Source organism: Streptococcus oralis (assembly GCF_019334565.1).
GTDB lineage: Bacteria > Bacillota > Bacilli > Lactobacillales > Streptococcaceae > Streptococcus > Streptococcus oralis_CR.
This window is the reverse complement of sequence record NZ_CP079724.1, coordinates 208874-229371: the sequence shown is the minus strand read 5'-3', so window position 1 is coordinate 229371 and position 20498 is coordinate 208874. Positions and strand designations below refer to the sequence as shown.

The 20498-nt window shown below is 43.3% G+C and carries 23 protein-coding genes; 5 read left to right on the top strand and 18 right to left on the bottom strand.

Annotated elements, in window-relative coordinates:
- Positions 1-29: 29 nt before the first annotated feature.
- Positions 30-770 (bottom strand): TrmH family RNA methyltransferase, encoded by a 741-nt coding sequence (locus KX728_RS01220; protein WP_215805074.1) that lies wholly within the window; start codon positions 768-770, stop codon positions 30-32.
- A 33-nt stretch (positions 771-803) separates the two neighbouring features.
- Between KX728_RS01220 and KX728_RS01215 the strand changes: the two genes are divergently transcribed.
- Positions 804-1082, top strand: a complete 279-nt coding sequence (locus KX728_RS01215) for an acylphosphatase (RefSeq protein ID WP_001174620.1) — start codon at positions 804-806, stop codon at positions 1080-1082.
- A gap of 77 nt (positions 1083-1159) precedes the next feature.
- Positions 1160-2089, top strand: coding sequence for a membrane protein insertase YidC (gene yidC, locus KX728_RS01210; RefSeq protein ID WP_215805098.1), 930 nt, complete (start codon positions 1160-1162; stop codon positions 2087-2089).
- 71 nt (positions 2090-2160) lie between these two features.
- Here the strand turns inward: yidC and pflA are convergent, their stop codons facing one another.
- From pflA to KX728_RS01145, 13 genes are all read right to left on the bottom strand, one after another.
- Complete coding sequence (gene pflA, locus KX728_RS01205) at positions 2161-2955, bottom strand: pyruvate formate-lyase-activating protein (protein WP_001288281.1); 795 nt, start codon at positions 2953-2955, stop codon at positions 2161-2163.
- Between the two features lie 121 nt (positions 2956-3076).
- Positions 3077-4333, bottom strand: a complete 1257-nt coding sequence (locus KX728_RS01200) for a diaminopimelate decarboxylase (protein ID WP_198464976.1) — start codon at positions 4331-4333, stop codon at positions 3077-3079.
- A 66-nt stretch (positions 4334-4399) separates the two neighbouring features.
- On the bottom strand, positions 4400-5227 hold the full coding sequence (gene purR, locus KX728_RS01195) for a pur operon repressor (RefSeq protein WP_002874197.1): 828 nt from the start codon (positions 5225-5227) through the stop codon (positions 4400-4402).
- Positions 5228-5331: 104 nt separating this feature from the next.
- Positions 5332-6273, bottom strand: a complete 942-nt coding sequence (locus tag KX728_RS01190; RefSeq protein WP_096753357.1) for a 3'-5' exoribonuclease YhaM family protein — start codon at positions 6271-6273, stop codon at positions 5332-5334.
- Entirely contained in the window at positions 6263-7519 is a 1257-nt protein-coding gene (locus KX728_RS01185; protein ID WP_215805075.1) for a DNA recombination protein RmuC, read from the bottom strand. Before KX728_RS01185 ends, KX728_RS01190 begins: the two co-directional genes overlap by 11 nt.
- A gap of 1 nt (position 7520) precedes the next feature.
- A complete protein-coding gene (locus tag KX728_RS01180; RefSeq protein ID WP_215805076.1) occupies positions 7521-8183 on the bottom strand; it encodes a thiamine diphosphokinase in 663 nt (220 codons plus the stop codon).
- On the bottom strand, positions 8146-8802 hold the full coding sequence (gene rpe / locus KX728_RS01175; RefSeq protein WP_125413399.1) for a ribulose-phosphate 3-epimerase: 657 nt from the start codon (positions 8800-8802) through the stop codon (positions 8146-8148). Before rpe ends, KX728_RS01180 begins: the two co-directional genes overlap by 38 nt.
- 10 nt (positions 8803-8812) lie before the next feature.
- Entirely contained in the window at positions 8813-9691 is an 879-nt protein-coding gene (rsgA, locus tag KX728_RS01170; RefSeq protein WP_125413398.1) for a ribosome small subunit-dependent GTPase A, read from the bottom strand.
- A 1-nt stretch (position 9692) separates the two neighbouring features.
- Positions 9693-10565, bottom strand: coding sequence for a 16S rRNA (adenine(1518)-N(6)/adenine(1519)-N(6))-dimethyltransferase RsmA (rsmA, locus tag KX728_RS01165; protein ID WP_125413397.1), 873 nt, complete (start codon positions 10563-10565; stop codon positions 9693-9695).
- Complete coding sequence (locus tag KX728_RS01160; RefSeq protein ID WP_125413396.1) at positions 10562-10897, bottom strand: hypothetical protein; 336 nt, start codon at positions 10895-10897, stop codon at positions 10562-10564. The genes rsmA and KX728_RS01160 overlap by 4 nt, the downstream gene beginning before the upstream one ends.
- Positions 10898-11090: 193 nt before the next feature.
- Complete coding sequence (locus KX728_RS01155; RefSeq protein ID WP_125413395.1) at positions 11091-11945, bottom strand: SDR family NAD(P)-dependent oxidoreductase; 855 nt, start codon at positions 11943-11945, stop codon at positions 11091-11093.
- Positions 11946-11956: 11 nt separating this feature from the next.
- Complete coding sequence (gene rnmV, locus KX728_RS01150; protein WP_215805077.1) at positions 11957-12520, bottom strand: ribonuclease M5; 564 nt, start codon at positions 12518-12520, stop codon at positions 11957-11959.
- Positions 12520-13293, bottom strand: a complete 774-nt coding sequence (locus KX728_RS01145; RefSeq protein WP_215805099.1) for a TatD family hydrolase — start codon at positions 13291-13293, stop codon at positions 12520-12522. The genes rnmV and KX728_RS01145 overlap by 1 nt, the downstream gene beginning before the upstream one ends.
- Positions 13294-13444: 151 nt before the next feature.
- Between KX728_RS01145 and kimA the strand changes: the two genes are divergently transcribed.
- The gene (gene kimA, locus KX728_RS01140) at positions 13445-15289 is read left to right on the top strand and encodes a potassium transporter KimA (protein ID WP_070696060.1); all 1845 of its coding nucleotides are present in this window, start codon (positions 13445-13447) and stop codon (positions 15287-15289) included.
- Between the two features lie 181 nt (positions 15290-15470).
- Here kimA and rpmH read toward each other — a convergent pair whose 3' ends face one another.
- From rpmH to KX728_RS01125, 3 genes are all read right to left on the bottom strand, one after another.
- Positions 15471-15605, bottom strand: a complete 135-nt coding sequence (gene rpmH / locus KX728_RS01135) for a 50S ribosomal protein L34 (protein WP_000831905.1) — start codon at positions 15603-15605, stop codon at positions 15471-15473.
- Positions 15606-15749: 144 nt separating this feature from the next.
- The gene (locus tag KX728_RS01130; RefSeq protein WP_049490443.1) at positions 15750-16964 is read right to left on the bottom strand and encodes a pyridoxal phosphate-dependent aminotransferase; all 1215 of its coding nucleotides are present in this window, start codon (positions 16962-16964) and stop codon (positions 15750-15752) included.
- A gap of 143 nt (positions 16965-17107) precedes the next feature.
- Positions 17108-17407, bottom strand: a complete 300-nt coding sequence (locus KX728_RS01125; RefSeq protein WP_215805078.1) for a hypothetical protein — start codon at positions 17405-17407, stop codon at positions 17108-17110.
- Between the two features lie 173 nt (positions 17408-17580).
- Here KX728_RS01125 and KX728_RS01120 point away from each other — a divergent pair, with 173 nt between their 5' ends.
- On the top strand, positions 17581-18033 hold the full coding sequence (locus KX728_RS01120; RefSeq protein ID WP_000079162.1) for a universal stress protein: 453 nt from the start codon (positions 17581-17583) through the stop codon (positions 18031-18033).
- A gap of 36 nt (positions 18034-18069) precedes the next feature.
- On the opposite strand, the gene KX728_RS01115 is transcribed toward KX728_RS01120, so the two are convergent.
- The gene (locus KX728_RS01115; RefSeq protein ID WP_219108650.1) at positions 18070-19455 is read right to left on the bottom strand and encodes a Cof-type HAD-IIB family hydrolase; all 1386 of its coding nucleotides are present in this window, start codon (positions 19453-19455) and stop codon (positions 18070-18072) included.
- A 65-nt stretch (positions 19456-19520) separates the two neighbouring features.
- Here KX728_RS01115 and KX728_RS01110 point away from each other — a divergent pair, with 65 nt between their 5' ends.
- Positions 19521-20483: an asparaginase gene (locus tag KX728_RS01110; protein ID WP_061426607.1), complete on the top strand. Its 963-nt coding sequence runs from the start codon at positions 19521-19523 to the stop codon at positions 20481-20483.
- Positions 20484-20498: the final 15 nt, after the last annotated feature.

Here is a 20498-nt window from a genome sequence, read left to right as displayed (position 1 = left end):
TGTCTTGATTATAACAAAGATTTTATAAATTAGCTGAAATAAAACATCAAAATGCCTGCTGCAACTGCCACGTTGAGACTTTCTGCTCGGCCTTTCATGCCTATATGAACCAGCTGGTCAGCACTCTCAGCCATGACAGAACTAATCCCCTGTCCTTCATTTCCCATGACTAGAGCAAAGTTTTCTAAGGGAGAAAGCTCACGATAATCCTTTGAATCTCTCGACAAGGTCGTTGCTAGAATGGGCAAATTGCTCTTTTTTGCCTCTACTACAAAGGTGGCAAGAGGCATACGATAGATGGGCAAGTGAAAATGACTTCCTTGCATGGAACGTAGGGTCTTAAGACTGTAGATATCTGCTGACTTGTCTGAGACAATAACCCCTGTAAAACCTGCAGCATCCGCCGTCCGAATCATGGTGCCCACATTACCAGGGTCTTGGACATCTTCTAAAAATAGAAACTTCCCCTGACTAAAATCAGGCAATCCCACTTCTTCTTTCTGAATCACCGCAACAATGCCTTGAGGAGTTTGCGTATCTGCCAAATCCAGCAAAATTTCCTCTGAAACCCAGACCATTTGAGGAAAATTAGCTAGCTGATCTCGGTAACTTTCTAGGGCAAAGACCTTTTCAATCGTCACCCCTGCTTGAACAGCTTCTTCAAATAAGTGCCAACCTTCAATCAAATAGGTAGACTTTCGATATTTTTTTTGATGCAATTTCTTGGCATTTTTTACCACTGAATTGGTTTTTGAGGTTATAATAGTCATAGAAATATTATAACACAATCAAAGGGGTTTGGTATGCAAAAGGTTAGAATGATTGCCCAAGGCAGGGTTCAGGGTGTTGGTTTTCGCTGGGGTGTTTATACTTTAGCTCTTGAAATCGGTGGCATCACTGGTCGTGTCTGGAATAACGACGATGGCACAGTTGAAATTCTTGCTCAGGCAGACTCCTCTGCCACTATGGCAAAATTTATCCAAGAAATCCGTAAAGGCCCAACGCCCTTTTCAAAAGTCACCTATCTGGATGTGCAGATGAGCAACTTTTCATCCTATTCAGACTTCAAAGTTGCAAATTAGGTCTCCAGAACTATTGTATATTTTACAAAAAAACAGTAGAATAGAAAGGTACAATTTTTAAAGAAGGAATGAAAACATTGAAATCTATTAAACGTTTTGCCCTCTCTGCTATGGGAGTGGCTATGCTACTCGTCTTGACAGGCTGTGTCCAAGTAGACAAAGCAACAGGACAACCTACAGGATTAATTTGGAATACCATCGGAGCACCAATGGCTGAAGCCATCAAATACTTTGCCAACGACCAGGGGCTTGGATTTGGTCTCGGGATCATCATCGTAACCATTATCGTGCGTTTGATTATCCTGCCACTCGGTATCTACCAATCATGGAAAGCGACACTTCACTCTGAAAAGATGAATGCCCTCAAACACGTGCTTGAACCACATCAAACACGTCTTAAAGAAGCAACAACTCAGGAAGAAAAACTTGAGGCTCAACAAGCTCTCTTTGCTGCTCAGAAAGAACACGGCATCAGCATGTTAGGTGGTGTAGGTTGCTTCCCTATCCTCATTCAAATGCCATTCTTCTCTGCTATCTACTTTGCAGCCCAATACACTGATGGAGTAGCTAGCTCTACCTTCTTGGGTATCGATCTTGGTTCACCAAGTCTGCTCCTTGTCGCTTTCGCTGGTATCCTCTACTATCTCCAATCACTCCTCTCACTTCATGGAGTAGAAGACGAGATGCAAAGAGATCAACTAAAAAGAATGATTTACGTGAGTCCACTCATGATTGTCGTCTTCTCCCTCTTCGCACCAGCCAGTGTGACGCTTTACTGGGTTGTCGGTGGTTTCATGATGATTCTCCAACAGTTCATCGTTAACTATGTTGTTCGTCCAAAACTTCGCAAAAAAGTTCGTGAAGAATTTGCTAAAAACCCACCAAAAGCAAGTTCGTTTTCAACTGGAGGCGGACGCAAAGATGTCACTCCAAACCAAGCAACTGCGATCATGACCAATAAGAAACATAAAAAACGCAATGCTGGTAAACAACATTCTAGAAAATAAGAAAAAGGCTTAGCTGAGAGGCTAAGTCTTTTTGCATCACAAAAGCCCGATGTCTCCATCAGGCTTCTTTTTTATCCATGAACACGTTTCATGTAATCTTGGTAACTTTCTGTATCCATCAATTCCTTGGCATTCTTGACACGGTCTGCTGTTGGAGGTTTGACCCCTTCGAGCGAATAAGGAATTCCAAGTTCACGCCACTTGAACTCACCCATCGTGTGATAAGGCAAGATTTCAAACTTGTCAACATTTTTGAGGGTCTTGACAAACTTACCAAGTTCGATCAAATCCTCATCTCTATCTGTCAATCCTGGAACCAGCACATGGCGAATCCAAACAGGCTTCCCGATATCTGATAGGTACTGGGCACAGGCCAAGATGTTTTTATTGGTTTGGCTTGTGACAATCTTGTGCTGTTCTTCATTGATTTCCTTGATATCCAGGAGAACCAAGTCTGTCACCGCCATGAGTTTATTAAACTTTTCGAGATAACGTGGTTTGTTACGGAATGGAAGGGCACAGGTATCCAAGGTACAGTGGATTCCTTTTTCCTTGGCCTTGGTAAAGAGGGCAATTAGGAAATCAATCTGTAAGAGGGCTTCTCCACCACTAACAGTGATTCCTCCCTTATCTCCCCAGAAACCACGGTAGCGAAGGGCTTCTGTCAAGACATCGTCTACTGTCCGTTCGCGTGATTTATTGGTCTCCATAGCCCATGTATCGGGGTTATGACAGTACTGGCAACGCATGTGACAGCCCTGCAAAAAGACAATAAACCGAATCCCAGGGCCATCTACCGCCCCAAAACTCTCTGTCGAATGCACCATTCCTGTCACTTGTCCATAGTCAATTGTTTCTTCAGACATATCGTCACCTTCCTTGAAACCGTTTTATAGTTTTATTATATCACGAGTAAGGTGAAAAACAAGGTTTTTTTGTCTATTTTTTAGAAAGCAATCTGTTTTTCACTTTCATTTTCAATTTCTTTTACTGATCCGATTCAAAATCAAAACCATACAAGGTTGCAAAATAGTCCTCAGGGCGCTCTGCACGGCGGATTTGGCGGGCTTTTCCTTCTTCGGTATAGAGGATTTCTGCTGAGCGTAGTTTGGCATTGTACTGGTAACCCATGGAGAATCCATGTGCACCTGTATCATGAATCACTAGCAAATCACCGATTTCTGTATAAGGTAGTTCGCGGTTCACTGCAAATTTATCATTGTTTTCACAGAGTGAACCGACCACGTCTACCACCTCAACAGGTCCATCTGGATGTGTCAGATTAGTGATATGGTGGTAGGCTCCATACATGGCTGGGCGCATGAGGTTGACTGCTGATGCATCCACGCCCAAATAGGTACGATAGGTTTTTTTCTTATGAGTGACTCTTGTGACGAGAGCTCCATGAGGGGCTAACATAAAGCGACCCAATTCGGTGAAAATCTTGACCTGACCAAGTCCTGCTGGCGTAAGGACTTCCTCATAAACCTTACGAACTCCCTCACCAATCACAGCAATGTCATTTGGCTCCTGCTCAGGACGATAATTGACTCCGATTCCGCCGGAAAGATTGATAAAGTCTAGCGAAATACCCAACTTTTCCTTAATTTCAACGGCTAATTCAAAAAGCTGACGCGCCAACTCTGGGTAGTAGAGATGGGTGACAGTATTGGATGCTAGGAAAGAGTGAATCCCAAATGTCTTGGCTCCTTTTTCCTTTAAAACTGCAAAGGCTTCAAAAAGCTGGTCCTTGGTCATGCCAAACTTGGCTTCTCCAGGATTGTCCATGATATCTGTTCCTAGCTCAAAAACGCCTCCAGGATTGTAACGACAAGAGATGATTTCTGGAATACCTGCTGCACGCTCCAGATGTTCAATATCTTCAAAGGCATCCAAGTTAATAGTTGCACCCAATTCACGCGCATAAGCGTACTCTTGGTCTGGCGTATTGTTTGATGAGAACATGATCTCAGAACCGGGGAAATCCAGTTTATGGCTCATCAAAAGTTCCACATAACTAGAACAGTCCACACCACAACCTTCCTCTTGGAGGATTTTCAAGATGGCTGGGGTTGGAGTGGCCTTGACGGCAAAATATTCTTTGAATCCCTTATTCCAAGAAAAGGCCTGGTTGACGGCTCTTGCTTTTTCACGAATCCCCTTCTCATCATACAAGTGAAAGGGAGTCGGGAACTCTGCAACAATTGTTTCTAAATCTTCACGGCTGATAAATGGTGTTTTCATAAGCATCCTTCTATTCTGTTTGCAAAGAAAGGCTGGGACAAGCGTTCCAACCTTTAGTTCTATCTCTTATTTGTCTTCGTCAAAGATATTTCCAATCTCGACATCGATGGATTGGTTCTTAACATCAATATTAGTTACTTTCAAGAGTGACTTGTAATCAAACTGCTTTTCACGTTCTTCTTGGGCATTGTCTGCAAAGACTGCGACACCAGCTAGTTCAGAATCGAATTCACGCAAGAGACTAATCATCCCGTTGACAGTTCCGCCGCCTTTCAAGAAGTCATCCACAATCAAGACACGACTGCCTGCCTTGAGACTGCGTTTTGAAAGGAACATTTTCTCAATGCGGTCACCACTGGAACCTGAAACATAGTTGACGCTGACCGTTGAACCTTCGGTAATTTTCAAGTCACGACGCACAATGACAAATGGAACGTTGAGGACATTGGCAACTGCATTTGCGAGTGGAACCCCTTTAGTTGCTACTGTCATAACGGCATCGATTTTTTGGTCCATAAAGCTCTTGGCAATGATACGCCCAATATTTTTCAAAATGGCAGGCGTACTAAGCAAATCAGACAGGTAAATGTAGCCACCTGGCAAGATACGGTCGCTTTCTGAAAGTTTGTCACGCAAGTCTGCGATCATTTCTTTGGCTTCATGGCTAGAGATTGATGGTGTAAAGATAACGCCACCACCTGCTCCAGTCACAGTCTGAATATGGCCGATTTCGATTTCCTCAAAGGCACGCTTGATAATCACGATGTCCTCTGAAATCGATGATTTAGCAGATTCGTACTTTTCTGCAAAGGTATTGAGACTGGTTAGTTTGTATGGATTATTAATCAAATAGTTGGAAATGACAACCATCCGATCACTTCTTCTTAATTTCATTTTTATTTACCATTCCATTTAATTTTGATATTTTATCCATTATACCACATTCACATAAAAAAACGAACATTATTGCGTAAAAAATGCTCGTTTTTCTTAAATTATTAATCTAAATCTGGTTTATAGAAGGAACGATTGTCCATAGCAAAGATTTTATTGGTCATTTCTCCTTTGTCCACCAAAGCTAGAGCTGTTGACATCATCATCATGCTGGCATCTAGATTGTCAATCATATGGATAATTTCTGCCTCCATAATGCGTGGACGGACTGGACTTCCATACTCCAGTAAGCCATGGTGACTGAGGATGACATGGCGCAGTAGCACCACTTCTTCTCTAGTATCATCGATGCCTAGTTCCATGACAGTCTTGGTAATTTCGCTATCAATCAGAGCGATATGACCAAGAAGATTGCCTCGCACTGTGTACTCCGTCTGGTCTGGTCCCGTCAACTCAATAACCTTGGCCAAGTCGTGCAACATAATCCCGGCATAGAGGAGGCTCTTATTGAGCTGAGGATAGATATCGCTAATGGCATCTGCCAAACGCACCATGGTTGCCGTGTGAAAAGCCAAACCCGTTTCAAAGGCATGGTGGTTGGTCTTGGCAGCCGGATAGGAGTAGAATTCCTTATCATACTTGGTGTAGAGACTACGAACGATACGCTGCCAGACAGGATTTTCAATCTTGAAAATCATTTGCGACATGTAGTCACGAATCTCCTTGACATCAACCGGCGATTTGACCTTGAAGTCAGCTGGATCATTGGGTTCCCCAGGCTGAGGCAAGCGGAGAGTGATTTGATTAACCTGTGGAGTATTATTATAAACTTCTCGACGCCCCTGCATGTGGACGACTTTCCCTGCGGTAAAGGCCTCAACGTTATGAGGTTGGGCATCCCAGAGTTTTCCTTCAATCTCGCCACTATCGTCTTGGAAGGTAAAGGCTAGGTAGTTTTTCCCAGCTCGTGTCTGTCTCAGGTCAGCTGACTTAATCAGGTAAAAACCTTCAAACAGCTCATCTTTTTTCATGTGACTAATCTTCATATTCTTCCTCATTTTCTTGGAAATGGAGTAGATCAAGCGCAGGCTCACCTTCTGATAACTCAATGTGACGGAGCGTCCGCTCGATAGCTGTGGTACGACGGTTTAATAATTCATCAATATTGCCAGAGGCATGTTGGAGATGCTTTTGTGCCTTGACCAGAATGCCTCCGAACTTGCCAAACTCGGTTTTGACACTGGCAAGGGTCTTGCTGATATGGTCAGCACTCTTTTGGATATTGAGAGTTTTGAAGCCAACTGATAGGGAATTGAGAAGGGCTGATAAGGTACTTGGTCCAGCAACAATAATCTGCTCCTCCCGTCTCAAGTCATCAAAGAAGACCGGATTGCGGACGATTTCTGAGTAGAGTCCCTCTGTCGGGACAAACAAGACTCCAAAATTAGTCGTCCGAGGTGGCGCCAGATACTTGCTCTTGATATCCTTGGCAAAGCGCTTGACGCTGGCTAGGAGTGACTTACGACAGCGTTCGATTTCGTCCTTATCACCTGCTTCATAAGCTTCTTCTAAGCGGTAATAATCCGCCAGTGGAAACTTGGAGTCAATCGGTAAATAGACATATTCCTGGTCACCCTGTCCAGGTAACTTGATGGCATACTCTACTCGTTCACTGGAGTTTTCAACCGTTGCAAATTCTCGTTCGTACTGGGCAGGTGTCATGATATCTTCAATGATTTGCCCCAGTTGCAATTCTCCCAGAATTCCTCGCGTCTTGGTCCCAGAGAGAACCTTGTTAAGTGCACCGACATCACGGGCAACTGTCTGCATCTCTCCAAGGCCACGATTGACAGACTCTAGTTGCTTGGAAACTGTCTCGAAGGAAGCCTGCAAGCGCGTCTGCAAGGTCTTTTCCAACTTTTCCTCGACTGTCTGGCGTATTTGTTCCAAGCGTTGCTCATTTGATTCCTGCAGGGCTTGGAGACGTTGGTCGGTCTTGTCTCTAGTTTGCAAAAGATTATCTGTCATTTCTTGACGGACTTGCGTCAGGCCTTGGTGCAACTCCATTCGCACTTCTTGCAAACGGTCGCTGACAGCCACTTCCAAGTCTTTTTGATCTAGCTGACTGGCTTGCCTAGCTTGTTCAAAGCGATAATCCAGTTGATCTGAAAGATTGTCTGCCTGATCCTCCAAGCTCTTGGCTAGGTACTTGTCTTGCTTATCCTGCCTTTGCCAAATCAGAAAGAGTCCAGCTAGGTTGGCAATTAATAATAGTAGTAATACAGTCTCCATCCTACCTCCTGTCCTTGCTATGCAAGACAACCACATAGCTATCAGGGCAAGTTACCGCAACTTCCCTATCTATATATTCGTTAGAAGCGTACACTTTTTTAAAGAAAAAATTTTCCTCAGTCAATTCGTACTTAGCACCGATAATGGTCAACTGACTATCCCGAACTGGCATAAAGGCTAGGTAATCGTAGTCTGAACGGGGCTCTAGCTGACTGGTTCCTTCTGGACAATAGGCAATCAAGTTTTGCCCATCCTCAATCGCTATCTGGCGCATATAGGGTGCCAACTTGGGATTGCTAGGCAGAAAGACATTAGCCAGCATATGATCAATACGACCACCCAAAGCCCAAAAAATGGTCACTTGGGCTTGAGGATTTTTTTCAAAAATCGTTAAAAGTGCTAGTTCCAGATCCGTATCATCCTTTTCTGGCTGGGCTTGAACAAAATGTTGGGCACGTTTTTGAATCAACTGACGTTCGTCTGCAGTCACCGAATCAAAATCCCCAACTGCTAGAGTGAGAGGCAGATCTTCTTCCAAGACCCAGAGCGAACCGCGATCCACACCGACAAAGCAATCAAAATCCGTCCGATAATGACCGCGATCTCCGCCGGCAAAAACAGCAACCCTAGTCCAGTTTTTTTCTGAGATTTTGCACTCGTTCATTGACATCTCCCTTAAAGACATAGGATCCTGCTACAAAAACGGTCGCTCCAGCTTCTTTGGCTTGAGCAATGGTTTGATCATCAATACCGCCATCGACTTCAATCTCAAAGCTCAAACCTTTTTCCTCACGAAGGGCAACCAACTCACGAATCTTATCCATGGTTTCAGGTAGAAAGGCTTGCCCGCCGAAGCCAGGGTTAACCGTCATCACCAAAACTTGGTCAACTAGGTGAAGTACGTGTTTGATAGCTTCAACCGGCGTACCAGGGTTAATGACAACAGAAGGTTTGACACCTAGAGAACGAATCTTTTGAAGAGCACCATGGATATGAGGTGTTGCTTCAACATGAATGCTGATGATATCTGCACCTGCACGCGCAAAGTCTTCTAGATGATGCTCTGGATTAGCTACCATCAAGTGGCAGTCAAAGACCATCTTGCTATGAGGACGAAGAGCTTCGACCACACCTGCACCAAAACTGATTTGCGGTACAAAGTGACCATCCATGATATCGATATGGGCATATTCTGCACCAGTTGCTTCTAGGCGTTTGATTTCACGTTCAAAGTTGGCATAATCTGCTGCCAGAATTGACGGAGCAATCTTGTATTGAGACATAGGTTTCTCCTTATTTTGGAATTTTTTTGCTGACTTTTTTATAGGTTTCTCTGCGATTTTCAATTTCACTGAGAAATTGCAGGTAGTTGTCAAAACGGAAGGTTGCAATAGCGCCTTCTTCTACAGCTGGCTTAACCGCACAAGACGGCTCATGGGTATGGGTACAAGTACGGAACTTGCAGTCTCGACTAACACTAGCAATCTCTGGAAAGGCCTGATTGAGGTCTTCAGCCGTTGACACTTCATAATCCAGTGATGAAAAGCCTGGTGTGTCCGCGATTTTACCCCCATTGAGGTTGTAAAAACTAACAGCTCGAGTGGTATGACGACCGCGACCCAGACTGTCTGAGATTTCTCCTGTTTCAAGATTGAGATCTGGTGCGATTTTATTGAGGAGGGTTGATTTGCCAACACCAGTCTGCCCCATAAAGACCGTCACTTTTCCTGTCAACAAAGGCAAAAGTTCTTCTTTACTAGTCACAAAGTCGTAACTAATGGCACGATAGGTTTGTTGGTAAAAACTTAATTCTTCCCTATCTTCCAGCAAGTCCATTTTAGAAATATAAACAATAGGATGAATGCCCTTGTGTTCCAAAAGAACCAAGAAGCGATCCAACAAGTTGCTGTTGAAGTCAGGTTCCTTGGCGGACATGATCACCACGGCTTGCTCAATATTGACAATAGGCGGACGGACCAGACTGTTTTTCCGTTCGTGAATTTTGAGGATATAACCTTCTGAATTTTCCTCGGCAGAAAAGTCTACCCAGTCTCCGACATAAGGTGTATGACCTTTTTTGCGGAAATTTCCACGCGCGCGTGTCTGATAGACTTGGTCCTCACTCTCCACATAATAGAAGCCTGCCAAGGCTTTAATGATTTGTCCCTGCATCTTAGAATCCTTGTCCTTTAAGCGCATCTGCCAGACTGGCAAATTCTGCCAAGCTGAGAGCTTCACCACGCACAGATGGAGACAAGCCTGCCTGATCCAAAGCCTTGGTCAGTTTGTCCTTGATTTCTTCGGTCTTCCCAAAATAACCTGTTAAGTTGTTCCATAAGGTCTTGCGACGATGAGTGAAGCTAGCCTTGGAAACCTTAAAGAAGAAGTTCTCATCTTTCACTGCTACAGCAGGCTCTGGACGACGCACCATTTTTAAAATGGCTGAGTCCACGTTTGGGGCTGGCACAAAGACCGTACGAGGCACGATGAAGGCAACCTTAGCTGTCATATAATACTGCACAGCAATAGACAAACTACCATAAGCCTTGGTATTTGGCTGTGCGGAGATACGGTCCGCGACTTCTTTCTGCATCATAACCACAAACTCGCTAAAAGGAATGCCACTTTCAATCAAGTGCATGAGAATAGGCGTCGTAATGTAGTAAGGCAAGTTGGCTACCACCTTAATGGGCAGGTCAGGATTTTTGAAATTCTGAATATGCTGCGCCAAATCGACCTTGAGAATGTCCTCGTTGACTACGGTAACATTGTCAAAATCACGTAGGGTATCCGCTAGAATTGGCACCAAACGGTGGTCAATCTCAAAGGCCATAACTTCAGCTGCACGCTCAGCCAAAAACTCCGTCAAGGCCCCAATACCTGGCCCGATTTCGATAACATTAACCTGGTCATCAATTTCAGTCGTATCCACAATTTTTTGAAGGATATTGGTATCCGTCAGGAAATTTTGCCCAAAGGATTTTTTAAAGGTAAAACCGTGACGCTCCAGCACTGCCTTAGTCACGCTATAATCTGCAATTCTCATTTATTCTCTTTTCTAATATAGTATGCTTCCGGGGTATAATGATAGAGCAAAACAAATAAGGGAATCTCAGTAATTCCTTCCAGCATTTCTTTTAAGACCGCATCTGGATAGATAATCTCTCGTGTTTTGGTGAAATAAACACCTTGTTCTCCATTTCGATTACGGAGTTCCCAGGCCACATTATTTCCTTGAACAGACGGCAAATAACGTTCCTTTTCTAGAAAGTCAAAAAATTCTTTCACCGTCATATCTTCAGAAATCTCAAATTCTGTCTCATGGGGCAATACATCATCCCCAATACACACAGAATCTCTGTCAACTCGGATTTTCATTTCGTTCTGTCCTTATAAGTTTCTATTTTAACGCTATCAAAATAAATCTAAGTACCTCTATTGTAACACATTCCCCTTATATTTTCGGGCTATCTGGTTATTGTTATCACTTTTCAGGACTCTGCAAACAGATTTCGATATCTAAATTTCTTTCCACTCTTGAAGTAAGCATAAAATTTATTTTTCTAATTCTTTATAGATTGTCTCTTGAAAATGTCAGTTGTTCAAGTAAGGAATATAGTTTTGCTTGCTCCTCTTCTTCGTAAGCAGATCTATTTGCTTTTACTTCCCTGCATTTCTCGTCATACAGAAAACCGTCATGGCCATCTTCTGTAGATAAGGCTGTGTAGACTTTGGCCATTTCTTCAGGACTAATCGAAAATCTTGACTTGATTTTATACAAATTTTTCATAAAAGTGCTGAGGTGATCATAGCGGCGCATATCAACTTTGACATTGGTCACACGGATTGCCTGAATTTTGATACCATTCCAATGTTTCCGCATATAAAGCGACAGCATCAACAAGGCTAGTTTATTCTGATAATAGGTCTTGGCAGGACTATAATGTTTTTGACCAGCTAAATTTTCAAAATCAAGCTTCATGAAGGGATAAAGCATCAACCCTTGGGAAGAAATATTAATAATCCGACCACTCTCAGATTTTTCCAACAAACCTTTCAACAAGATAGAAAGCAAGAAAGGGGCGACAACATTGGTCGCAAATTGCTTTTCTAATCCCTCTCTAGTCAGGATGGGCTTTTTGACTGACAAATCAAAATCAGCCGCATTGTTAATCAGAACGTCTAGAACGTCTTCTTTTTGAATATACTGTTCCGCCGCTTTTCTGATACTCTTCATATCAGATAGATCAACCAATATATAATCTATATGTGGATTTCCTGTCTGCTGACGAATTTCCTCACAAGCTTGCTCGGCAGCTTCTTTCCGTCTACAAAAGAGAGTTACCGACCAGCCCTTTTCAGCCAACTGTTTAGCAGACTGGTAGCCAATACCACTATTGCCACCCGTAATAATTACTTTTTTCATTCCTTACTCCGTTAGACTGAATACTTAGCCATCACTTCTTCTACCTCTGCCAAGGTTACTCCAAACAACTCCAACCGCTTGAGCAGCTGTTTTCCATTGGAATAGCCGATGCGGAGCTGTTCGCCTAGATACTCTCGGCGTCTACGACTGTCTGCTCCCGCTAGGAAACCTAGGCGAATCAAGTCACCACGACTGATGTTAAACTCGTTCTCGTTTTCAAATTGCTCTGTCACCTGAGCCAGCGCTGTTTTTAGGTCTTCATAGCTGGCGTGTTCGATTCCCAGAGAACGTCCCTTGGACTTGGATTTGGGAACAGCCTCATCTCGCTTGAGAAAGGCATGCTGTACCGTTGGAATGGCCGTCATAATCATGCGACGAATCCGCTCCCCATTAAAGTCAGGGTCTGTAAAGACAATGACTCCATGCAAATCATGCAGGCGCTGAATGCGTTCTATATCCTGGTCATTAATGGCAGAACCTCGTGTTTCATAGGTCTCTACATCAAAGTAACGTTTGAGATTGGCCGTATCATCGCGACCTTCGACCACGATGACTTGGGAATTTTTTTCTTTCATCACTTGCTGTCCAATCCAAAGATACGCTCTGCATTTGCAGTCGTTGCTGCCGCCAGCTCTTCGGTCGTCATCCCACGCAAATCCGCGATAAAATCTACCACATAGCGTGTGTAGGCTGTTTTGTTTTCACGGCCACGTTTAGGAACAGGAGCCAGATAGGGCGCATCCGTCTCTACCAAAATCTTGTCTAAAGGAAGCTCTCTAGCAGCTTCTTGGATATCCGTTGCTTTCTTAAAGGTCACCACTCCTGAGAAAGAAATGGTCATGCCAAGCTCGACAAACTTCTCAGCCCACTCGAGAGAGCCTGAAAATGAATGCATAATCCCACCACGAGGACCAACGCCCTCACCCTTGATAATCTCATAAGTATCTTCTAGCGCATCACGGGTATGGACCACAAAAGGCAAATTCAAGTCCTTAGACAACTGAATCTGACGACGAAAAACCTGCTCCTGCACTTCCTTAGGTGCTGTCATCCAATGGTAGTCCAGTCCAATCTCACCTAAAGCAACAACCTTGGGATGTTTTAGTTTTTCAAGCAAGTAAGCTTCGACCTCATCTGTGTAAGTCCCTGCTTCCGTCGGATGCCAGCCAATAGTTGCGTAGAGTTGCTCATACTCATCTGTCAATTCTAGGGCTCGCTCAATGGTCGGTGTATCAAAACCAACAATATTCATCTGTGTCACACCCATTTCAGCAGCCAAGGCGATTTCTTCGGCCTCACGTCCTGCAAATTCCTCCACATTTAAATGTGTGTGCGTATCAAAAATCATCACTTCTAACCTCATTTTCTTCCATCTATTATACCAAAAATAGCATTCCTCGGCTTGTAAAAATATTCTAATACCAATCATTCTCCCTTGACTGCCCTTTTTCAAAGCAGTATAATAACACTTATTGAAATTTTCATCAAAGGAAAAGAAAATGTTTAGAAAATTAAAATATACCTTTATCGGTCGACCACTCAAGTCTCTCACAGATGGTGAAGGGGGATTGTTAGGGAAAATGCAGGCACTTGCAATGTTATCCAGTGATGCCCTGTCTTCTATTGCCTATGGACCTGAACAAGTCATTCTCGTTTTAGTCAGTCTCTCTCCTCTCGCTATTTGGTGGAGCCTCCCTATCGGTATTTTTGTCCTCTTACTCCTCGCTAGTTTGACCATTTCCTATCGTCAAATTATTCACGCCTATCCTCAAGGTGGAGGAGCTTATATGGTCACTCGGGAAAATCTATCTCCCGAGCTAGGCTTGATTGCAGGAGGCAGCCTCCTTGTTGACTATATGCTGACAGTAGCCGTATCCGTTGCGTCTGGGGCTGATGCTATTACTGCAGCCATCCCTGCCCTCCATCCCTATAATCTTCATATCTCTATTTTCCTAGTCTGTCTGCTCATGCTCTTGAATTTAAGAGGATTGAAAGAATCTGCCAGCTCTCTGATGATTCCCGTCTACCTCTTTATCTTCAGTACCGTCTTTCTCTTGCTTTATGGGTTCTTTCAACTATTTACAGGTTCCCTAAACTATCAGGCGACTTCAACCATTGGACAAACCGTTCCGAGCCTTTCCATCGTTCTCCTATTGAGAGCCTTTACCAGTGGCTCTGCCTCTCTGACAGGGGTTGAGGCTATTTCAAATGCGGTACCATTTTTCAAAACTCCGAAAGAAAAGAATGCTGCTCAGACTCTGACCATCATGTCGCTGATTTTAGGATTTCTTTTTGCAGGCATTACCTTCCTAAACTACTGGATGGGCATCACTCCTCAAAATGGAGAAACCATCCTCTCGCAAATGGCCAAGGGCATTCTTGGTGATTCATTCTTTGGTCATGCTAGCTACTATCTCTTCCAGTTCTCAACAGCCCTGATTCTAGCTGTAGCTGCAAATACTGGCTTTTCAGCCTTCCCTATGCTGGCTTACAATATGGCTAAAAACAAGTACATGCCCCATCTCTTTATGGAAAAGGGGGATCGTCTCGGCTACTCCAACGGTATCTTAACTCTGGCCTTTGGGGCTATGATCCTTCTTCTCATTTTTAACGGGAATACTGAACGCTTGATTCCTCTTTATACTATCGGGGTCTTCGTTCCCTTTGCCCTTTCTCAGACTGGGATGATTCGCCATTGGAAAAAGGAAAAAGGAGCAAACTTTTTAAAACCTGCCTTTGCTAATATCCTTGGGGCCATCATTTGTTATGCTATTGTCCTCATTTTACTCCTCTTCAGACTGGGTGATATCTGGCCATTCTTCCCAATTATCCTAGTTCTAACTTTCCTCTTTTTGTCCATTCACAGCCATTACCAAAAAGTGGCAAAACAACTACGACTCTACGAAGGAATTGAAAAGCGCACTTATGACGGTAACCTTGTCCTTGTCCTAGTAGGAAATGTCACTCGAGTAAGTGTCGGAGCCATTAACTACGCTCAAAGTATCGGTGATGAAGTGTTAGCCATGCACATTTCTACTAAAGAAACGGCCGAAAAAGACCAAGAAATTCTTCAGGAATTTGCCGATTACTTCCCAAATATCACTCTGAAGAATATCAATACTAGCTACCGCGACATCATCACCCCTAGCGTTAAGTATGTCAAACGAATCGCCCAAGAAGCTAAGCAAAAAAACTACACTGTTACAGTCCTTGTCCCACAGTTTATCCCTAACAAGCCTTGGCAAAATATCCTGCACAATCAAATGAGCCTCAAACTAAAATACGCTCTCAGATGGCATGAAGACGTCGTTATCGCTAGCTACTCTTATCACTTAAAAGAATAAACAAAAACTCAAAATCAGTAACTTATATCTGGTTTTGAGTTTTTTGTATATGACCTTTTAAAAGAGCCCTCCACGAGTTTCATCTAAAATGACCGATTTCAAGGACAATGCACCCTTTAAGATAAAAAGAAAAGCCAGTAGACTCGAGTTCCTACTGACTTCTTTGTTGAATTCGTTTGGATTAAGCAGCCAAAACTTTGCGTCCTTTACGACGACGAGCTGCCAATACGCGACGACCGTTTTTAGTTGACATACGGTTACGGAATCCGTGTTTACGCGCACGACGAAGTTTACTTGGTTGATAAGTACGTTTCACGATGAATACCTCCTCATAGATTTTGTATTCGTTTAGCCGGCTATAAAGTGATCAGTTACTAAACATACTTTACTATTCTATCTGATTCTGACCTATTTGTCAATAGCTCTAAGTAAATGTTTCCTGCTTTTCCCTATGAAAGCCTTATCTACGATACTGACTCAAGAAACGTGTCATCTTTTCTTGGATTTGCGCCAATTCGTCCACACGAGGAAGATAAACGATACGGAAATGGTCTGGTTCCTTCCAGTTAAAACCACGACCATGAACCAAGAGAACCTTTTCCTGCTTCAAGAAATCAAGAACGAACTGTTCATCATCATCGATGCGGTACATATTGCGGTCAATTTTAGGGAAGATATAAAGACCCGCCTTTGGCTTGACCGCAGACAAACCTGGAATATCTTGGATGGCATTGTAAATGAAGTTTCTTTGCTCGTAAATCCGTCCACCAGGAAGGAGCAATTCATCCACTGACTGGTGCCCACCTAGTGAAGTTTGTACGACTTGCTGGGCCAAAACGTTGGAGCAAAGGCGCATATTTGACAGCATATTGAGCCCTTCGATATAGCCCTTAACATGAGTCTTAGGTCCAGATAAGACCATCCAGCCTACACGAAAACCTGCGATACGGTGAGATTTTGACAGACCATTCATGCTGACACAGAAAACATCAGGTGCCAAGCTCGCCACAGGCGTATGCACATGCCCATCCATTACCATGCGGTCGTAGATTTCGTCCGCAAAGATGATCAAATCGTTTTGACGAGCAATCTCAATAATCTCCAACAAGAGTTCCTTAGGATAAAGGGCTCCAGTTGGGTTATTTGGATTGATAAGGACGATTGCCTTGGTATTGGAAGTAATTTTTGACTTAATATCGTCAATATCTGGGTACCATTCTGCAGCTTCATCACAGATATAGTGAACGGCATTTCCCCCAGCTAGGCTGACCGCGGCTGTCCAGAGAGGATAGTCTGGCATAGGCACCAAGACCTCATCGCCATTATCCAAAAGCCCTTGCATGGACATAACAATCAGCTCACTGACACCATTTCCAAGGTAGATATCATCAATGTCTACATTGGGAAATTTCTTCAGTTGACAATACTGCATGATGGCCTTACGGGCTGAGAAAATCCCTTTGGAGTCAGAATATCCCTCACTATCACGCGCATTCATAATCAAGTCATGAATGACCTCATCTGGCGCTGTAAAGCCAAATTCTGCTGGATTTCCTGTATTCAGACGTAAAATCTTTTCTCCGTTTGCTCGCATCCGCATAGCTTCTTCCAAAACAGGACCACGGATATCATAGGCAACATGCTCTAACTTACTAGACTTGTTATATTCTTTCATCTTGTTTCCTCAATTCATAGAGATAGTAACATTATACCACTAGAAAGGGATTGCGACAAGTTTCCTGAAATGAGCAAGCAAAGAAAAAACTCACAACGACTAGGTTCTCACCGTCTAAACAACTAGAATACAGAAGTATTTTCTCACATACCAAAAGACAAACCTAGAAAGATCAGCGCTATAAAAGAATCATACAAAAGATTAAACATGAGAAAGAGCCCCCACGTGACCAAATAGTCCAAGCGACCACTTCTCTTTGCAATCACCAATAAAATGATGTGGTAGACCAAGTGAAAGAGAAGAAATCCAACAAATCCTGAATAAAGAACGGGCACGACTCTTTCCAGCTGCCAAAGCATCACTACTTCTCCTACAAGTGACGCAAGGATAATTCCATGATAAAGAAAACTTATTTTTTTAGAAGCTTGAACAGACCCTTTCATACTTTCTCATCCCCTCGTTGTGTTTCCTACTATCTCGTATCTCGTTTTCTTTTATTTTAACATATCTCCACCAAATTGAATCTCCAATAATATTTATTTAAATATGATTTTTACTTTACTTCTTTAGTGAAAAGGGTTACAATAACAGTAAGAAAATTTCAGGAGGTTTCATTATGGCACAACGTTACCAAAATGTTATGGTCGCAATTGATGGTTCTAAAGAAGCAGACTTGGCTTTCGTCAAAGGTGTTTACACTGCTCTACGCAACGAATCCAAGCTCACCATTGCCCATGTTATCGACACACGCGCTCTTCAAAGCGTGTCTACCTTTGATGCTGAAGTTTACGAAGAACTCCAAGTCGACGCTGAAAGTCTGATGAAGGAGTACGAAAAGCGCGCAAGAGATGCTGGTGTGACCGATATTCACATCGTCATCGAAATGGGAAATCCAAAAACCCTCCTTGCCCGTACTATTCCAGACGCAGAAAATGTCGACCTGATTCTCGTTGGTGCAACAGGGCTCAATGCCTTTGAACGCCTCTTGGTTGGTTCTTCATCTGAGTACATTCTCCGCCATGCAAAAGTCGATTTACTGGTCGTGAGAGAAAGTGAAAAAACATTGTAATCATTAAAAAAGGGAGCCTTGAGCTCCTTTTTGTTTCTATTTTTTTCTTTCTTTATGTCGCTCATAAGCTTTAAACTGACGTTGTAGTTCCTGTCGGATGGCAGGTTCTGGAGCATATTTTTCTTCCCAGTCATCTGGCTTTAAAATCTTGTGTGTAACTGGGTCAAAATGAGCTTTTCCATCAGGGAAAACCTTCCCCATATTCGCTTCATGGACAATATCAAAAATGCGTTCTGGGTCTACTCCCATCAAAACAAAACTACCGTATGTAAAATACAGTGTGTCAATCAAAGCATCCACTTGACCGACCAGATTTTGCTTAGCAGGTGTCTTTTTCGCCACTTTCTCTGCCGCTTTATCAAGTGCCTCATGCATGCTTGCAAGGGAGTCTTGGAATTCTTCCTCCGAAGAACTTGCTGCGCGAACAAACTCTACTAATTCTTCAATTTTAAAGTCTGCGCGGTGGGTTGCACCTTCAACATCCCATGCCTGTGGCTCTTCTTGAGTTCGTTCATCCATCATGTGGTGGAAGGTCTTGACCTTATTAAAGTGGTAGTCTCGACTGACAAACACTTTTTCTGAAGCCAAAACACCAAAGTGCTCGAGCGCCTTGTGGATACCATCTTGTTGATTACTTGCCGTAATATGCTTGGCAACTTCTTTGACACTGCTACTGCCATTTCCCATAGCAACCGACATACCAACACCCGCTAACATTTCCAGATCGTTGTCTGAATCACCAAAGGCCATGACTTGGTTGAGATCAAAGCCATATTCTTTCCCGACTCGGCGAATGCCTTCTAGTTTGGAATTTCCTTGGTTAATGATATCTGCTGCAAAAGGATTGCTTCGAGTTAATTTCAAATCTTCAAAATCACTTGCTGCCTTCTCAGATTCTTCTGGCGTCATCAGCATCAAAACTTGATAAATGGGTTGATTAATCAAGTTAAGCAAGTCGTCTTCCTTTTGAGGAACTGCCTTGCTGACCATTCGATTAAAGGAACGGCTAACGGTTCTTGTCAGAACAGTCGGAATAAAACGACTAACCAGTTGGGAAAAGGAGCCGAGACCAAATGACATAATCTTCGAACCAACAACGGCATGCTCGGTTCCAAGAGCGATTTCTTTACGCTCCTTTTTAGCATAAGCAATCAGTTGACGTAGGCTTGACTTAGCGATTGGGCTTGCAAAGAGTACCTTTTCTTTATTAAAAATGTATTGGCCATTGTAGGTCACCGCAAAGTCTAGGTCCAAGTCTTCCATCAATTCCTTGACAAAAAACGGCCCTCGTCCTGTCGCTACTCCAACAAGCACTCCTTGCTCTTTGACAATCTTAATCGCGTCCTTAGTGGATTTCAAAACACTCTTGCGATCGTTGACTAGCGTTCCATCGATATCAAAAAAAACAGCCTTGACTTCCATCCTGTCCCATTCTCCCCTTTTGTGTTACAATGATTATACCACATTTCAGAAAGAGTGACTAAATCATGCCTAAGAAAATCCTTGTTTTACATACAGGTGGGACTATTTCCATGCAAGCAGACGCCACTGGTGCCGTTGTAACTAGCCAGGAAAATCCCATGAACCATGTTTCCAATCCGCTTGAAGGGATTGAGGTTCATGCCCTAGACTTTTTTAATCTGCCAAGCCCTCATATCAAACCCAAGCATATGCTTGCACTCTATCATAAGATTAAAGAGGAAGCTGATAACTATGATGGAGTTGTCATCACACATGGTACAGATACCTTAGAAGAAACAGCCTACTTCCTTGATACCATGAAAATTCCGCCCATCCCCATCGTTCTAACAGGGGCCATGCGTAGTTCAAACGAACTTGGTAGCGACGGTGTATATAACTATCTGAGCGCTTTGCGAGTTGCCAGCGATGACAAAGCAGCCGACAAGGGTGTACTGGTCGTCATGAACGACGAGATCCACGCAGCCAAGTATGTTACCAAAACTCATACGACCAACGTCAGCACCTTTCAAACCCCAACACATGGACCACTTGGCCTCATCATGAAGCAAGAAATCCTCTACTTCAAAACGGCTGAACCTCGTGTCCGGTTTGATCTTGAGCATATTCAAGGTCTGGTTCCCATCATCTCAGCCTATGCCGGTATGACAGACGAGCTGATTGATATGTTAGACTTGGAACAGCTGGATGGCTTAGTTATTCAGGCCTTCGGAGCAGGCAATGTTCCCAAAGAAACAGCTCAAAAGTTGGAAAATCTCCTGCAAAAAGGAATTCCAGTCGCCTTGGTCTCACGATGCTTTAATGGCATTGCTGAACCTGTCTACGCCTACCAAGGTGGAGGAGTGCAGTTGCAACGAGCTGGTGTTTTCTTTGTCAAAGAACTCAACGCTCAAAAAGCGCGCCTCAAATTATTAATTGCCCTTAATGCTGGACTAAAAGGACAGGCTTTGAAAGACTATATGGAAGGCTAATCCTCTTCTCTAGAA

Excerpts from the sequence above, each read along its gene's own strand:
- rsgA (WP_125413398.1), bottom strand. The coding sequence starts at position 9,691 with ATGCAGGGACAAATCATTAAAGCCTTGGCAGGCTTCTATTATGTGGAG.
- KX728_RS01185 (WP_215805075.1), bottom strand. The coding sequence starts at position 7,519 with ATGGAGACTGTATTACTACTATTATTAATTGCCAACCTAGCTGGACTC.
- KX728_RS01155 (WP_125413395.1), bottom strand. The coding sequence starts at position 11,945 with ATGAAAAAAGTAATTATTACGGGTGGCAATAGTGGTATTGGCTACCAG.
- rpe (WP_125413399.1), bottom strand. The coding sequence starts at position 8,802 with ATGTCTCAATACAAGATTGCTCCGTCAATTCTGGCAGCAGATTATGCC.
- KX728_RS01115 (WP_219108650.1), bottom strand. The coding sequence starts at position 19,455 with ATGGAAGTCAAGGCTGTTTTTTTTGATATCGATGGAACGCTAGTCAAC.
- KX728_RS01160 (WP_125413396.1), bottom strand. The coding sequence starts at position 10,897 with ATGAAAATCCGAGTTGACAGAGATTCTGTGTGTATTGGGGATGATGTA.
- KX728_RS01110 (WP_061426607.1), top strand. The coding sequence starts at position 19,521 with ATGCCTAAGAAAATCCTTGTTTTACATACAGGTGGGACTATTTCCATG.
- purR (WP_002874197.1), bottom strand. The coding sequence starts at position 5,227 with ATGAAATTAAGAAGAAGTGATCGGATGGTTGTCATTTCCAACTATTTG.
- KX728_RS01120 (WP_000079162.1), top strand. The coding sequence starts at position 17,581 with ATGGCACAACGTTACCAAAATGTTATGGTCGCAATTGATGGTTCTAAA.
- kimA (WP_070696060.1), top strand. The coding sequence starts at position 13,445 with ATGTTTAGAAAATTAAAATATACCTTTATCGGTCGACCACTCAAGTCT.
- KX728_RS01130 (WP_049490443.1), bottom strand. The coding sequence starts at position 16,964 with ATGAAAGAATATAACAAGTCTAGTAAGTTAGAGCATGTTGCCTATGAT.
- KX728_RS01180 (WP_215805076.1), bottom strand. The coding sequence starts at position 8,183 with ATGAACGAGTGCAAAATCTCAGAAAAAAACTGGACTAGGGTTGCTGTT.
- pflA (WP_001288281.1), bottom strand. The coding sequence starts at position 2,955 with ATGTCTGAAGAAACAATTGACTATGGACAAGTGACAGGAATGGTGCAT.
- KX728_RS01215 (WP_001174620.1), top strand. The coding sequence starts at position 804 with ATGCAAAAGGTTAGAATGATTGCCCAAGGCAGGGTTCAGGGTGTTGGT.
- KX728_RS01200 (WP_198464976.1), bottom strand. The coding sequence starts at position 4,333 with ATGAAAACACCATTTATCAGCCGTGAAGATTTAGAAACAATTGTTGCA.
- KX728_RS01145 (WP_215805099.1), bottom strand. The coding sequence starts at position 13,293 with ATGATTTTTGATACGCACACACATTTAAATGTGGAGGAATTTGCAGGA.
- rnmV (WP_215805077.1), bottom strand. The coding sequence starts at position 12,520 with ATGAAAGAAAAAAATTCCCAAGTCATCGTGGTCGAAGGTCGCGATGAT.
- KX728_RS01220 (WP_215805074.1), bottom strand. The coding sequence starts at position 770 with ATGACTATTATAACCTCAAAAACCAATTCAGTGGTAAAAAATGCCAAG.
- rsmA (WP_125413397.1), bottom strand. The coding sequence starts at position 10,565 with ATGAGAATTGCAGATTATAGCGTGACTAAGGCAGTGCTGGAGCGTCAC.
- KX728_RS01125 (WP_215805078.1), bottom strand. The coding sequence starts at position 17,407 with ATGAAAGGGTCTGTTCAAGCTTCTAAAAAAATAAGTTTTCTTTATCAT.
- KX728_RS01190 (WP_096753357.1), bottom strand. The coding sequence starts at position 6,273 with ATGAAGATTAGTCACATGAAAAAAGATGAGCTGTTTGAAGGTTTTTAC.